The 14,936-nt window shown below is 38.8% G+C and carries 12 protein-coding genes; 3 read left to right on the forward strand and 9 right to left on the reverse strand.

Translation table 11 applies throughout. The features are described 5' to 3' along the window. Positions 1–339 precede the first annotated feature (339 nt). A complete protein-coding gene (locus NEOC84_RS03565; RefSeq protein ID WP_166155363.1) occupies positions 340–1,278 on the forward strand; it encodes an ankyrin repeat domain-containing protein in 939 nt (312 codons plus the stop codon). Between the two features lie 249 nt (positions 1,279–1,527). Here NEOC84_RS03565 and NEOC84_RS03570 read toward each other — a convergent pair whose 3' ends face one another. From NEOC84_RS03570 to sctU, 9 genes are all read right to left on the reverse strand, one after another. Beyond that, the gene (locus NEOC84_RS03570) at positions 1,528–2,118 is read right to left on the reverse strand and encodes a cob(I)yrinic acid a,c-diamide adenosyltransferase (protein ID WP_166155419.1); all 591 of its coding nucleotides are present in this window, start codon (positions 2,116–2,118) and stop codon (positions 1,528–1,530) included. A gap of 11 nt (positions 2,119–2,129) precedes the next feature. After that, positions 2,130–3,146: an HIT family protein gene (locus NEOC84_RS03575; RefSeq protein WP_166155365.1), complete on the reverse strand. Its 1,017-nt coding sequence runs from the start codon at positions 3,144–3,146 to the stop codon at positions 2,130–2,132. Between the two features lie 219 nt (positions 3,147–3,365). Further along, a complete protein-coding gene (locus NEOC84_RS03580) occupies positions 3,366–4,922 on the reverse strand; it encodes a transglutaminase family protein (protein ID WP_166155367.1) in 1,557 nt (518 codons plus the stop codon). A 6-nt stretch (positions 4,923–4,928) separates the two neighbouring features. Beyond that, positions 4,929–6,530 (reverse strand): 4-alpha-glucanotransferase, encoded by a 1,602-nt coding sequence (locus NEOC84_RS03585; RefSeq protein ID WP_166155369.1) that lies wholly within the window; start codon positions 6,528–6,530, stop codon positions 4,929–4,931. 189 nt (positions 6,531–6,719) lie between these two features. Then, positions 6,720–7,193: a CesT family type III secretion system chaperone gene (locus NEOC84_RS03590; protein WP_166155371.1), complete on the reverse strand. Its 474-nt coding sequence runs from the start codon at positions 7,191–7,193 to the stop codon at positions 6,720–6,722. Between the two features lie 7 nt (positions 7,194–7,200). Next, positions 7,201–7,521, reverse strand: a complete 321-nt coding sequence (locus NEOC84_RS03595) for a TyeA family type III secretion system gatekeeper subunit (protein WP_039384997.1) — start codon at positions 7,519–7,521, stop codon at positions 7,201–7,203. Between the two features lie 21 nt (positions 7,522–7,542). Further along, positions 7,543–8,451, reverse strand: coding sequence for a hypothetical protein (locus NEOC84_RS03600; protein ID WP_166155373.1), 909 nt, complete (start codon positions 8,449–8,451; stop codon positions 7,543–7,545). A 38-nt stretch (positions 8,452–8,489) separates the two neighbouring features. Beyond that, positions 8,490–10,670, reverse strand: coding sequence for a type III secretion system export apparatus subunit SctV (sctV, locus tag NEOC84_RS03605; RefSeq protein ID WP_166155375.1), 2,181 nt, complete (start codon positions 10,668–10,670; stop codon positions 8,490–8,492). A gap of 3 nt (positions 10,671–10,673) precedes the next feature. Then, positions 10,674–11,747 carry a type III secretion system export apparatus subunit SctU gene (gene sctU / locus NEOC84_RS03610; protein ID WP_166155377.1) on the reverse strand — a complete coding sequence of 358 codons (1,074 nt, stop codon included), beginning with the start codon at positions 11,745–11,747 and terminating at the stop codon, positions 10,674–10,676. Between the two features lie 869 nt (positions 11,748–12,616). Between sctU and ychF the strand changes: the two genes are divergently transcribed. Further along, positions 12,617–13,717: a redox-regulated ATPase YchF gene (gene ychF / locus NEOC84_RS03615; RefSeq protein WP_166155379.1), complete on the forward strand. Its 1,101-nt coding sequence runs from the start codon at positions 12,617–12,619 to the stop codon at positions 13,715–13,717. Positions 13,718–13,729: 12 nt separating this feature from the next. Then, positions 13,730–14,872 (forward strand): THUMP domain-containing protein, encoded by a 1,143-nt coding sequence (locus NEOC84_RS03620; RefSeq protein WP_213152504.1) that lies wholly within the window; start codon positions 13,730–13,732, stop codon positions 14,870–14,872. The last annotated feature ends 64 nt before the right edge of the window (positions 14,873–14,936 follow it).

Raw genomic sequence — 14,936 nt, forward strand, 5'->3', positions numbered from 1 at the left:
TTCCCATTTCCCTGCTTATTTGAAACATCCTGCTATTCCTATAACCCATAATGTCGCTTATGAATCTTTAAGAAATCTAGCCATTGCATGTTAATTATGCCTAGGTAGCCAGCCTACCTATGGCAAAAGATAGAGGGAAGTGCTGCCTAGCTGTATCAAAATTCTTTATCGACAAGGAAAATCTATTCTAGATTTTCTAGCAGACGTTATCCATGCAGCTCGTACCAAGTAACCTATACCTTCTAATATCTAAAAAGCCTTTTATATCCTGTGATCGCTTATTATTGAACTACAACCCTCTTTTGTATTAGGAGAGCAGGAATTAAGGAGATTAACCTTATGCATCTAATAACAAATAATTCGACTATTTCTGTATCTACTATTTTTCATGAAAGATACTCCCTGAAGGTAAGCTCATTTGAATCTTGGCCCGATGAATTGTTTCTTGCTATCTTACGTTATCTAAGTGCTGAGGAAATGCGCCAACTAAGATTAGTGTGTAAAAAGTTTACTCACTTATCCAGAGATGAGAGCCTTCCAATATTTATTGATGAAAAAAAAGACCCTAAGGTTTCCACCCTGCAGTGGTTTTGCCGCCAGGGGCAGCTCAAACGAGTCAAACAAATTATAGAAGCTAAAGATCCGTCGATACTTGATTCTTTCTTTAAGGAACAGCAAAATTTTTTAAGTGAAGCCGTGCGTTCTCGTCAGGAAGAATTAGTGCATTACCTTCTCTCCAAAGGAGCGGATGTGCAAATAAGCGATTGCAACAGTAAGAGACGTACTACACCTCTTCATCTAGCAACAAAGCGAGGTCTAATGGGGGTTACGTCTCGCTTACTTGATTATGGTGCAGATATGAATGCCATAGATAAGAAATGGAAAACTCCTCTCCATTATACTATCGGTAAGAAACGGTTTTATCCTAAAATTATTAAGCTTCTATTAGCAAAAGGGGCTGACCTTCATGTGGCTGGAACTCTTCCTTTTATATATCACGCTATAGAAGTGGGTAACTTCCTTGCTACTAAAAAACTGCTTAAGCTAGATAAAAAACGCCTACAAGAGGGATACTCCTCACAGTTAGACCTTCCTTCAGATGTAAAAGATTTTGCGAAGCAAAAATGTAAATTTTTGCCAAATAAAAATTCTACCCCTGAAAGAAAGGCTCGGTATGAAATCATGGTGTGTGTTAAGAAATATTTTAAGAATCTTCAAAAACTTGAGAAAAAAGCTTTAAAAAATGATATATATATTATTTCGAAAGACACCAAATAATACCTTTTTGGGGAAGCGATAGTTCAACACTATTAAGCGCTTCTTAAGACTGTATGAATGGATAAAACTTTTTGATTCATTATAAAAAAATATAGTAGAGTGAGATTAAGCACATTTTTTATCTATATGCCATAGACGCTACCTTGAAAGGAAAAATTCTTAAGCCGGGTAAAAGTCCTTTGCCATTAAACTTATTTAAGCTTTAAAAATGAAGAGATAACCTTTATCCTAGAGATGATCACTTTTCCTTTAGCTTTCAAGAAGGGAAGAATGTTTATGCATAGCCCAAAAGATCTCCGGTTGCTTACAAAGATGATTGGCATATCTAGAGCACACAAAGAGATAATCTGACAAGCGATTAAGATAAATGGCTACATTTTTTGAGATATCGGCGTTTCTGGTAAGAGGGATCACATCCCTTTCTGCGCGGCGACAAATGCTGCGTGCTAGATGCAAGAAAGCACCGGCAGGATGGCCGCCAGGGAGGATGAAAGTATGAAGTTGGGGGAGTTGCTCTTCCATTAGGTCAATCCATTTTTCTAACATCTCAATGCCTTCCTGATCAAAACGTGTGCGCTCAACTTTACTTGCTGAAGCCTGACCGAGGGGAGTAGCGATAGCGGCTCCCAGATCAAACAAAGTATGTTGAATGGTTTCTAGTTGCTTTTTGGTTAGCTGTAACTGTGGATCATGAGGTAATAGGGAAAGAGCCGTTCCAATCGCTGAATTGCATTCATCTACAGAGCCTAAAGCTTCGATGAAAGGATCATCTTTAAGGACACGCTGGCCAGAAAATAATGTGGTTTCACCCTTATCGCCAGTTTTAGTATAAATTTTAATCTTAGCCATAGCTATTCCTTAGTGTAATTACTATCATTTAAAGAGTTTAAAGCCTCTTTTACTTGTAGGCGATATTTATCAACAAGCTTTTTTAATTTTTTCTCATTAAGAGGAGAGGTGGGAAGAAGCATTTTTTGCAAGGCCATTAATTTTCCTACAAATTCATGGGTGCGATGCGGGGCAAAAATAAGGTGCTCATGCCAATGAGGTACAGTTTGTCCGGCATACTTTCCTGACTTATGAAAAATATAGACAATAGGATAACCTCTTTGCTTGTAATATAAAATAAGTTTAGAAGAAATCTCTTGAGCTTCTATATATTCTTCCAAGGTAAGTTCCATGAAATTTGTACGATGGGCTTTAGGAATAATTAAAAAATGAGGTTTTTCTTCGCCTATCCCTATGGGGGCATGATTGTAGAGTAGCTGAATATGCTTACCTTCGTAGAGGAGCTGCTTGGTAATAATCTCTGGCTGGCAAAAGGCATCGACGGGAGGGCAAAAGTTGTCTTCAGGGACAGGCCTATAACTTTTGGAAAAAAAAGGTAGATAATCTTGATATTTCCTTTTAATGGATTGACGTTCAGCTTTGGGAAGGCAGGGACTATCAAAGGTTAACTTTCCTAGCACTAAAAGCTGCTCAAATAAATTATAATTTTTTTTTGTATAAGGAATAATTTCCCAGAAAAAATTATCAGCATGCATGCGTGGAGGAATGGTAGCAACAATCATAAAATTATCGATAAATTCATTATCTTTCCATAATAGAGCTGTATTCTCTAGAAGATGATAGGATTCAGCATGCTGCCTTTTAGTCCATTGAGAGAGACTTTTCTCGGGAAATATAGATTCTACTATCAAAGAATTTGCTTGTAGGGGGCAAGAAGGTACGGCGATCTGAACCGTTTGGCTACGATAAATAGTATTCTGAGGATAATGGAGAAACTGCCTACGAGGAGCCAAGTAAAAAAATGCCAAACCGGTCAGGGTGAGTATCAATAGAAGGGTAAGGGAGATCTTTTTTATCATCAGCTATAGCCTCTTAAGATGTAGGTTACGACTTCAAATGTCATCCATTCTTAATTTATTATTTCTAATAAAAATGACTTTGACTCCTAGAAGTAAATGTAGGATGCTTTTTCTTCATCTTGCTTTTACAAAGTAAGCCTAAAATTTTGCTCACTCATCTTTAAGCTATAAGGGTTGCTTTAACCCCTGCCTGCAAGCATGCATAGAGTTTTTTTCAATCTACTCCGCAAGAAATTCCGGGCATAAGTAGGCAATTTTATATCTAAGTTCTTTTAAAGCAAGTGGAAAATGAGTACGCCCATGTGCAATTTTTTCTGCTAGTTTTAGATGATCCCAGGCTTTATTATAATCCATTCTTTCTGCATAGAGTGCTGCCATGTAATAGTTGGTCGTAGGATCGAAGGGTTCAAGGGCATGATGTTTCTCTAATATTTCAAGAGCCTCTCCTTCGCGATGGAGTTGCAGCCATGTGATAGCTAAAGCGGCCATGCCGGCTCGAAACTGAGGATGTTTTTTTAGAGCTTGAGCCAGTCGGCTTTGCTTTTCGAGGATGGAGGCACGTGTTTCATCTACGCGCCTAAATATGGCTTTTATTCCTTCTGCATCTATTTTCCCTAAAAGATAATCTTCTGCTAGGGAACTGCCGCTAATCGTATAGGTAGGAATATAATTTTTAACTTCTTCTAACAAAGCCATTGCCTTTTCACGATTCCCCACAAATAAATAATTAAAGCCCAAGAGTTCTTTTAGCAAAATGTCGTGAGGTAAATAAGGGAGGGCTTTTAGGTAAATAGCTAAGGACTGATCATATTTTTCTTCCTGTAAAAATACAGAAGCTTGGTTGATATAAGCAAAGCCAATAACTTCTTTAAGATCGCGTAACTGCAGCTGGCATGTGTCGATGCTCAAATATTCCTCACTTTCAAGCTCAACTCCTCGTGCCGTTGTCTCAATGTTGATAACCTTGTCACCTTGATGATAACGGACATATATGTGGCCAGGCGGAGTGATCATCTCTAAGGGTAAACTAAGACGTTGGGCCAAGCTAAGGTAAAGAATAGAAACTCCTAAGCAGACTCCTTTTCTAGAATCAAGTACAGCGGGTAAAAAAGTATAAATATCTATATTTTTAGCATATAAAGAGTGAGGGGGAAAACGAAACTCCATTTCGGTAAACACAAAATGATTAATCGCTTTAATTATTTGTTCAGGAGTAGCATCTGTAGGAATTTGAGCTAATATTTGAAGAGCCATCAAATCTATCAGCGCTTCATAGCTATCAATTTGTAAAATGGCTGCCGGCCCCTCACCTAGTTGCGATAAAAAAATCCCTCGTGCTAAATCAATCTCTTGGGAAGGTAAAGCAATCATATCTGCTTCTGAAGTGGCCTTATAGCCTTTTAGACTTCTATTGCCTAGTTGACTACAGAGCTTATTTATCACATTTAGTTCTGCCCCTGAAAGAGTAGGGAGCTCTTCATTAGGTTCTTTGTTAATTAAAGCAATGATCGCTTGAAGGATGGAATTTACATCAGGCAAGGAGGATAAAGAAACTATTTCATTACCACTGCTTTTATTAAGAAGTTGCCATGCCTCATGGCAAGCTTTTTTGCCTTCTATGCTTTGAGGATAAATCTGATAGAAGGCAAGGTGCTCTGCAATCGAATGAGGATTTAAGCTACTATAGAGCGTTTTAATCTTAGCATGACTAGGCTCTCTTGCTTTCCCTAAAGATGGATAGAAAAAAATAAGAAAGATAAAGAAAATCAAGCGCATTTTCATTTAATTTTTTACTTTAACTAAGCTCTTCATGAGAGCTATTAATTCGCTGTTATGATAAATCTCTTCAAAACACAAGCGATAGCGATAGGTCCAATTGGTAGTGGAGTGTCCCGATGGATCATTAATGCGCTCATCGCTGAGCTCATCCCAGGCCATGTAGGGAAAAAGAGAAAAGTATTCATTGAGAAGATTAATATGAAAAAGGCTAGGAGAGCGATGGCTGTCTTTAAGGATGGCTAGATTTTTCTCAAATGATAAGGCAGGCTCATACTCCCACCCCTTGGCTTGGCATAGATAAAGGGCTTCCTCAGGATGATTTTTCCACCACTGCTTTAACGTTTCGGAATCATGGGTAGAAACTGTGGTCATGCTCTCTGGCGGATAAGCATGGATATCAATAAAGCTTTTATCTCCTTGCCAATCTCTTTCCCATCGCATAACTTTTGTGCCGCATATCCCTAAGCTTTTTAAGCATTCTCTTACCTTCGCAGGGACAGCCCCTAAGTCTTCACCAATCGGTAGCATCGAGCAATTTTTTAGCATCCTCGCAAGATTTTTTTTACCTAAAGGAACCCATTGTGTTTCATCCTCAGGAAAAAAATTTCCCTCAGCGCTAGCTTTACCTAAAGGGATGGCCCATATACGAAAAAAACCCACGACATGATCGATGCGAAAAATATCATATAAGCGACCGGCCACTTTTAAACGCTCTTGCCACCAGGTATAATGATCTTTTTCCATCTCCTCCCAATTGTAAAGAGGAAAGTGCCAATTTTGCCCTTCTTGGCTATAAATATCGGGGGGAGCCCCAGCATTTTGATCCATGATGAAAAGTTTACGATGAAGCCATACATCAGCGCTTTCTCGGCTAATGAGGATAGGGATATCGCCTTTTAATAAGATGTCCTTAGATCGAGCATACTTTCGTACTTCTTCAAATTGTTTGAAACAGAGATATTGTAGGAATATATGATAGGAAATTTGGGTTTCATATTTTTTTTGCAGCCGCTTTATTTCTGCTGAACAAGGATCTTGAAGTTCTGAAGGCCAGCTATCTAAAGGTTGCCAATTGCTAATTTTTTTTAATGCCTTAAAAAGAGCATAGCTCTGCAGCCAAGGATTTTCTTTAGTAAAATTTAGGTAGCCAGGAGATTGAGATTGATGCGCATACGTATATTGATAGTAGAGCTGCAAAAAGAGATCGCGTTTAATATGGAGGGTAGGGTAATCCACACGCTGTTTTTTTGTGAGCAATTGCAATTCAGCAAGTAGGCCTGTTAAATCTTTATAAGTTTCTACATCTGGAAGGGAAGAAAGACTTATATGTAGAGGATTTAAAGCAAAAGCTGAAATAGAGCTATAGGGACTAGGTTCAGGGCCCGTGTCATTGAGAGGAAGAAGCTGGATCAGATTAAAATTAACTTGATGGCACCAATCAATCACCCATTTTAAGTCATGAAATTCGCCTATGCCTCCACTAACTTGGGTATGTAAAGAGAATAGGGGAACATTAATGCCGTGGTGTGGTTTTATGCCCACTGTCTTCCAGCCGGGAGCTGAGGGAGTGGCCAAAAGCGAGTTACAAAGCTGGGGCGTTATCATTGTCATGCCTGCAGATTAATAGATAGTCTATATAAGAATAAATACAAAAAAAGGGCTAAAGCATCCTTAGCCATTGATTTTCAAAATAAGATAAGCAGCTTTATGCTTGTTTTTAGGCTTTCTTGGCCAAAAATCTCTCTAAAGAATAAAGACAGCTTAGCTGCCTGGCCTTAAGAAAATATGAGCCCATCAAGGCCGTATGCCAAAAAAGCTGCTACCTCCTCCTGGAGAAGTTAAGCTAGAAAAGCCGATGGTGGGAATCTCTCCGCGGTTAAGAGCTTCTTTCCAAAGAGTCACTTTTTCTGATAAATTCTGCATAATTGTATTGACTTGCTCACCGGAGATTTCATCAAAAGGTAACATATCAAACAAAAAAAACACTTGAGTTTTTTTACTAAAAGCAAATATGCCTTCATGAGCTTTATTTAGATGATTAAATTTAAGAGCTTCGCGAAAGATATTTTCACGAAAACGGCCGGCCGGCAATTCAAGGATTTCAAACGAAATGATCAGATAAGGCTGAGTGTTATGCTTCTGCAATACCACCTCATTGTTGCCTTTTAAAAGAAGGGTGATATTATTATTTCCTGTCGGTTCTAAATGCGAAAGTTCAATTTTCTCTCCAAGATCTTTCAGAAGCGATTCTAGATTATGAGAAGGCATTAAAACCTCATTCATTATTAGGGTTAATATGTAGCTGCTGTTCTTCTTCTTGTTTAATTAGCTCTTCTTCTAATTGATCTTCTAAGTCACTTAAAGCTTCCAGGATGGCACTAAACATTTCATCGCGATGCTGGACAGAGCGAAAAATATGATGGATAGAAACTTGTCTAACTGCATCACGCATCTGATTGATTAAAGTAATCTTATCCTCTATTGTCTGTGCACCAGCTTTCACGGCTGCCTGGATAATCTTATCGGACGACAAAAATCTTTCTGCAGCCAGATATAAGAATTGCCTAGAAACTTCATGGGCAGTAAATTTTGCCATAATCAATCGTGGTTAAAAATTCTAGCCAGCTCTAGCGGCTTTTATAGGTTTGCTAGCGTTTCGAATTTCAAAATACCTGTCAACGCCCATGATAGCTTGCAATTTTTTTAAAAGAGCCATTGTATTTTTCATGTGGGCCACATCTTCTTTATCATCTAGCTTCTTCAGCTTATTTATTTCTATCCCACATTTTTTTAAAAGAAAAGACTCAATTTTTTTTAGATTTTTTCCATAGCCTTCATCTAACATTTTATAAATAGCTGTGGCTTCAATAGGATTTGACATCAAGTAATCTAATAATTTATTGAGATCCCCTCCTTGGACAATTTTTAAAGCCGCTTCTGTGGCTTCTTGTGTAGCCTTTTTGGCTTCCGTCTCGACCTTATGGGCTACTTCCTGTTCACGTTTATCAATGATTTCCTTGTTCAAATCTACTTGCGCAACCTGAAGAGTGTCTTTAAAATCCTCTAAGGCTACAGAGATAAGAAATTCTAAAGCTAAGCTAGCTTCAATGGGATTGGGATATTCTTTATGAATCATTTCCAAGATATCTTGCTTACTCATGCCATCTTTAAGCTTTTCAGTTAAGGCGAGTAAGCCTGCAGGAGGAAATTGAGGGTTTCTCTTGGAGAATTGTTGAGCCCCTTCCTCTAGCTCTTTAGGTGGCATTAACTTTTTCTGCGCTAATTTGGCTTCCTTAGCTTTTTTAACACTAGAAGTATGAGCTTTAATCTGGCGATCTGAGCGGCGTAGCGCTGCTGCTAAGGGGTTTTTTTCCTCCGATTGTTGCTCTTGCAATTCTGCTTTCTGCTCAGAAGCGATAATAGCAGCTTTTGCTACCAATTTATCGGATGCTTGATCCTCTTTCATTCCCATCAAGATTTGTTTCAATCCATCAGGGTTCTGTAAATGTCCAAGATCTACGACCATAGTCTTACCTTCTTGTGAAACTTAACGTTAAAATTAGGCTATCCTATCTGTATTCTCCCTAAGGGTTGAAGACGAATATCAGAAACAATTTCTTGGTAGGAAACTACCGAGATGTCAGAAAACTCCATCTCTACAAGCTTGCGAACGAATCGGCGAACGTCGATGGCTGTTAGGATAACGGGGGGTTGCCCTCCAGGAGGAGGAGGCGCCACGGTATTACGGATGCTTTGCAGAATCAATTGCACAGAATCAGGATCTAAAGCTAAATAGGAGCCAGCAGAAGTTTGTTTAATAGCCCCTCGCACCATATCTTCAATTTCAGGATCTAAAATATAAACCGAAAGAACAGATTGTCCTTGTGAATACTTAAAGCTAATGTAGCGTTTAAGGGAGGAACGTACATATTCAGTCAGCAAAACTGTATCTTTTTCTGTCTGAGCCCATTCACTTAAAGCTTCTAAAATTGTGCGTAAGTCTTTGATTGAAACTTGTTCTTGAATTAAACGTTTAAAGATATCGGTCATTTTCTGGAGGGGAATTAAACGGGTAACTTCTTTGACTAGATCAGGAAAAGATTTCTCTACAAACTCAATCATCGATTTTACTTCTTGAATGCCCACAAATTCATTAGCATAATGGCGAAAAAAGTAAGATACATGCAAAACCATCACCTCTAAGGCATTCCAATATTTGATACCTGCTTTATCTAAAAGCTCTTTGTTTTGTATACTTACCCATAAGGAAGGCATCCCTAAGGAGTTCTTATAGCTCACGTAAGGAAGGTTGTAGCGCTTAAGATTTTCTTCACTTTCGTTTGTTAGCACGCTGTTTTCTAAAGCTCTTCCTCGAATAATAGGAACTTCATTTAGGTGAATGGAATATTCATCAGATTCAAGGACAGGGGAGTCTGTACGTACGTGCACGCCAGGAAATCTCACACCCAGATCGGCATAGAGAGCTTGTCGCATCTTAGGAATCATTTGATCGACAAAGCTTTGTCCTTTTTGGGCTTTTTGGATCTCTCCACTTAAGTGTCTACCACATTCTAGAATCACAGGAAGGGTGAGAGCGTAATTATCAATGCCTCCACCTGCAATTACTTTATGGCCGGAAACAGAAGTGTCTATACTTGGGCTTGCTGCGGCTACTGAAGAGATGGTTCCCCCGCCTGCTGAAGTAAGGCCGCCTGCCGCTTCTCTTTTCAACCTTGCCGCTGACATAAGAGAGTAGCCAATTAAACCCATGCCTGCAGAAAGGATTAAGAAGGGGGCGGCAGGAAATCCAGGCATAATGGCCATGCCCATTAAAAAGGCCGCAGCCAGCAACAGAGCCTTAGGCTGCTTTAAAATTTGCCCTGATATTTCAGCACCTAAGTTAGAATCGGAAGTTTCATTGGAAACACGTGTAGTAACTAAACCTGCAGTAATAGTAATCAATAAAGATGGAATCTGAGATACCAGACCATCACCAATCGATAAAACGCTATAGGTTTGGGCGGCATCCGCCATGGTCATTCCATTCATCGTATTACCGATAATAATTCCACCTATAATGTTTATGAGGGTAATTACAATGCCTGCGATCGCATCACCTTTCACAAATTTCATCGCACCATCCATCGCACCATATAGCTGGCTCTCTTTTTGGATGGCTAGACGTTTTTCACGGGCTTGGTTTTGGTCTAAAATCCCTGCCCTCATATCAGCATCGATACTCATTTGCTTACCGGGCATCGCATCCAAAGTAAAACGTGCGGCTACCTCTGCCACCCGTTCGGCACCTTTAGTGATGACAATAAATTGGACCAAGGTAATGATAAGAAATATAACTCCTCCCACTACAAAGTTGCCGCCGACAACAAAATTACCGAAACCATAAATAATCTCGCCGGCATTAGCATGTAATAAAATTTGACGGGTAGAAGCAATATTTAATCCTAGCCGGTAGAGAGTCGTAATCAGCAGTAAAGAGGGAAAAATAGATAAATGCACAGCGCTAGGGATATACATCCCTACCATTAAGAGAGCCACTGAGATAGCTAAGTTAAAGGCAATTAAGTAATCAATGAGGTGAGGAGGCAGCTGAAGGATGATCATCATTAAAATACCAATGATCAAGCAAGCAAGAAAGACATCACTTGATCTTGAAATATTTTCAAGCGATCTTTCTCCTCCTAGGCGGGCAGTTATTCCGTCCAAAATTTTTCTAAAAAAGTTCATGTGTCACTTTTCCCCTATATAATCGTATTGAGCCTCGGTATTTAACGAGCTAACCCACCGTAGTATTTCTGCTAAGGCTTCATAGGTGTCTTCGGGAATGTACTGATAGATTTCCCCAGATTCCCAGAGTCGATGGGCTAATTTAATATTCCGTAAAACCGGAACTTCGTATTCTTCGGCAAGTTTAATAATTCTTTCTGCTAGTAAATCTTTACCCATTACTAAGATGTAAGGAGCTGCGTCTATCTCTCGTTCGTATCCTATTGCTATAGCTAGGTGAGTAGGATTAGTGACAACTGCCTTGGCTTTTTTAACACCTGCTGCAGGTCCTTCTGAATAAGCAATTTCATGGGCAATTTGCTTTCGTTTACCTTTAATATGAGGATCTCCTTCCGAGTTTTTATACTCTTGCTTGACCTCAAATTTTTCCATTTTCATTTCTTTAGCAAATGTTTTCTTCTGATAGATAAAATCGGCTACCGCTATGATAATAAAAAATAAGCCTATTTTTGCTACTACTTCCATCAAAAAAGCATCAAAAACCAACAAAGCAGAGATCATCGGCATAGATACTGTTTTTATCAAAATGGGTAAGCTCTTCATCATGACCTGGTAGATTAAATAGCTAGCAATAAACAACTTTAACGTCGATTTCAACAATTCAATTAAAGTCTTAAGCTTAAATTTTGCTTTTAAGTTTTGTATCGGATTAAATTTCTTGGGGTCAAACTTAAATACTTCTATAGCAAAAACCGGGCCAACGGTTAAAAAATTGACGATAACGCCGACTACACATACGATAGCCATCAGAGGAATGCTAGCTATAAAGATTACAATAGCAGATTGGTAATAGAGTTGAGGAATAGCCACATCCAGATTAGTGGTGGCTATCATGCGAAAAGTCCCTACCGTGAAATCTCCTAATTGCTGATAGAGGGTTGAACTTAATGCTACGGCTGCATAAACCGAGACAATAAAGGTAAAAGCAGAAGGAAGGTCTTGAGATTTAGCTACCTGACCCTTCTTTTTCGCATCCCTTAACTTTTTTGGTGTTGCTTCTTCGGTTTTTTCGCCCATAGCCACAGCCTTTGCTTAGAAATAAATTGGCAAAAATAAAGAAATTTTATTGGGGGCAACAAAATTTAAATATTTCTCAGTGCCTAAATGATGACAAAAAATTCTTTCACTTTACAAGTCTAGTATAATTCTTTTCTCTCTGAATGGTCAAGGAGTTTTGGAATGGCTTCCACCGTCTACAAAGCAAATTTTATTTTTTTTAATTTATCTAATGTTAACAGGAGGAATGTAAGCTTTTTAGGTGGAGGGCAATAGACTTAAGATAGAAATTAAATGCGTTAAAAAAGGAATTAAAGCTAAACTTCTAACCTATTCCAATTATAATCAGGATTCTTATTTATTTCAATTAGCTAGTAACTTGCTAATTGTGAAGGGCTTAGAGGTGATAGGCAAAAGGGTAGCAATAAGCTTGATTAAAGTGTGTAAAAATAAATTTCAAACTTTATAAGAAAAGTTTTAATAAAAAATAATAATTTTCTTAGCTTTTTTCTAAATCTTTAGATGGGCTTTATGATACCTTATTTAGGCTTAAAGATTAAAGCTTAGGAGTGCAATTATACTGATCTTTTAACATAAGGTCAATAAATCAGAAATGTGCTTCTGTTAAGGAGAAAAATTTTATTAGGAAATAAAAAGGAGGAATATCCTTTCAAGGATAGGCACGTCTTTTGATCAGGAACAATCATTTTATAAATATCCTCTTTAAACAGCTAAAAATTAAGCTTACCCTCTAATTTTTCTATGAGCAGTCAGCAGAAAAAACACCCTTATCCCATCTCCTTCTCATTCTAAAGCCGCTCATTATTCTCTATTGTTTTTTTTACTATTTCCTCCTATACTTTTGCCACCAATTACTATGAGGTATCTATATGGCAGCCGGCCGACTTTCTTGCGGCATTGTAGGCCTCCCAAATGTGGGAAAATCTACTTTATTTAATGCTCTAACATCCAATCAAGCACCTGCATCTAATTATCCTTTTTGTACTATCGATCCGAATGTTGGAGTGGTAGAAGTACCAGATGCAAGGCTACATGTTTTATCCGAGATCTCCCATAGCAATAAAATCATTTATGCGACTATGGAGTTTGTCGATATTGCTGGGCTAGTGGCGGGTGCTTCCCAAGGTGAAGGCTTAGGGAACAAATTTTTGGCTAATATTCGAGAAACAGATGCTATCGTTCATGTAGTGCGTTGTTTTGATTCTTCCGATATCGTGCATGTATCAGGACAAACAGATCCTATCAGAGACATCGAAGTGATTAACCTTGAGCTGTGCTTAGCAGATCTGCAGATGATTGAAAATGCTATACCTCGCGTTGAAAAGCAGCTTAAAGGAAAAAAAGAGCTAGCCTTAACCTTGGCGGTCCTTAATCGTGTGCAAGAGCACTTAAATGCCAGCAAGCCGGTGAGAATGTTAGAATTTACACCCGAAGAGCGGGAAGTTCTTCAGCTTTATCCCTTATTGACCATGAAAAAAGTCATTTATGCTGCTAATGTTTCGGAAAACGATCTTCCCGACATGGAAAATTCTTATGTAAAGCGCGTGCGTGACTATGCGGCTGCAGAGGGGAATGTTGTAATTTCTATTTGTGCTCGTATAGAAGAGGAGATTGCCCAGCTTAATTTAAGCGAACGTGAACAATTTTTAGACAGCTTAGGATTGCAAGAATCGGGGCTTCAGCGCTTAATTAGAGCTTCCTATGAGATGTTAGGGCTTATTAGTTATATCACCACCGGGGAAATTGAAACGCGCGCTTGGACTATCAATAGAGGTACCTCGGCGGCAGAAGCTGCTGGTAAGATCCACTCAGACATCCAAAAGGGATTTATTCGTGCCGAAGTCGTTTCTTATGAAGATATGGTTGCTTATAAAGGCCGTGTAGCCGCACGTGAAGCTGGAAAAGCTCGCTCTGAGGGACGAGAATATGTGGTAAAAGACGGCGATGTTATTTTATTTATGCATAATTAAGCAGGTTTTATTGTGTTAGAAAATCCTAATCATCTATTTGTGACTTGTGGACAAGGCTTAGAATCTTTATTAATCCAAGAATTAGCGGAATTAGGCTTTCAACAGGTACGAGAAGGATTCCGAGGGGTTTATGTCTTGGATAAAAGTTTCCCCGCTATTTTTCGCCTTAATTATTGCTCTCGTATAGCAGGAAGGGTTTTACTTCCGCTTGCTCAGTTTCCCTGCTATGATCAAAAAGGCTTGTACAAAGGGGGAAGCAGTATTGATTGGCTAAAATACTTACCTTCAGGAAAAAATTTTGCCATAGATGCTAATGTTTCCCATCGTCAGCTAAAGAATAGCTTATTTGCAGCGCAGGTTCTTAAAGATGCTATTTGTGATCAAATACGGGCAAAGACCGGCAATCGCCCAAGTGTAAATGTTAAAAATCCTGATGTGCAATTAAATTTATTTATTCATGATAATCAAGCGACTATTAGCGTAGATACTTCTGGAACTCCCTTGCATAAACGGGGTTATCGGCAAGAGTCGGCAGAAGCCCCTTTGCAGGAATCTTTAGCTGCAGCCTTGCTACGCCTAGCTGATTATCAACCTCATGAAATTTTACTAGATCCTTGTTGCGGGGGAGGAACGTTATTAATAGAAGCTGCATTAATCGCTTCGCGCACGGCGCCTGGCTATTTGCGTCAAAAGTGGGGATTTATGCTCTTACCTCATTTTTCTTTTGAAGAATGGTTGAAAGTAAAAACGGAAATAGATGCTTTACGGCAAGCGATCCCCAAAAATCATTTATTTGGGATAGATATCAATAAAAATGTAGCGCGTATCTGCCAGGGTAACTTGCGGGCTGCAGGGTTTTTAAAGGATGTCTTAGTCAAGCAAGCTGACTTCAGAGAGTTTAGTCCTTCAATCTTGCCTACCATGATTTTAACAAACCCTCCTCATGGAAAAAGATTAGACAGTGTAGATACGCTTATTCCACTATACAGAGCGCTAGGAGACTTTATGAAGCATAAAGTTTCTAAACCTGCGCGAGGATTTGTTTTTACGGCTAATACACCTTTGGTTAAAGAAATTGGATTATCAGCGAGTCGTCGCCATGTTATTACTAATAGTAGCGTCGATAGTCGCTTGCTTGAATTTGATCTTTATTAATAAAAGCTTGCCTAAACAAAAGACAAAGTTTTTCTATACTCTATTACCCGCATGCTTTTTTTAG

This window comes from Neochlamydia sp. AcF84 (genome assembly GCF_011087585.1).
In the GTDB taxonomy this organism is placed as follows: Bacteria; Chlamydiota; Chlamydiia; order Chlamydiales; family Parachlamydiaceae; genus Neochlamydia.

What these genes read in the sequence shown, in the direction of transcription:
- NEOC84_RS03565 (WP_166155363.1), top strand. Translation starts at nt 340, where the DNA reads ATGCATCTAATAACAAATAATTCGACTATTTCTGTATCTACTATTTTT.
- NEOC84_RS03575 (WP_166155365.1), bottom strand. Translation starts at nt 3,146, where the DNA reads ATGATAAAAAAGATCTCCCTTACCCTTCTATTGATACTCACCCTGACC.
- NEOC84_RS03580 (WP_166155367.1), bottom strand. Translation starts at nt 4,922, where the DNA reads ATGCGCTTGATTTTCTTTATCTTTCTTATTTTTTTCTATCCATCTTTA.
- NEOC84_RS03585 (WP_166155369.1), bottom strand. Translation starts at nt 6,530, where the DNA reads ATGATAACGCCCCAGCTTTGTAACTCGCTTTTGGCCACTCCCTCAGCT.
- NEOC84_RS03590 (WP_166155371.1), bottom strand. Translation starts at nt 7,193, where the DNA reads ATGCCTTCTCATAATCTAGAATCGCTTCTGAAAGATCTTGGAGAGAAA.
- NEOC84_RS03595 (WP_039384997.1), bottom strand. Translation starts at nt 7,521, where the DNA reads ATGGCAAAATTTACTGCCCATGAAGTTTCTAGGCAATTCTTATATCTG.
- NEOC84_RS03600 (WP_166155373.1), bottom strand. Translation starts at nt 8,451, where the DNA reads ATGGTCGTAGATCTTGGACATTTACAGAACCCTGATGGATTGAAACAA.
- sctV (WP_166155375.1), bottom strand. Translation starts at nt 10,670, where the DNA reads ATGAACTTTTTTAGAAAAATTTTGGACGGAATAACTGCCCGCCTAGGA.
- sctU (WP_166155377.1), bottom strand. Translation starts at nt 11,747, where the DNA reads ATGGGCGAAAAAACCGAAGAAGCAACACCAAAAAAGTTAAGGGATGCG.
- ychF (WP_166155379.1), top strand. Translation starts at nt 12,617, where the DNA reads ATGGCAGCCGGCCGACTTTCTTGCGGCATTGTAGGCCTCCCAAATGTG.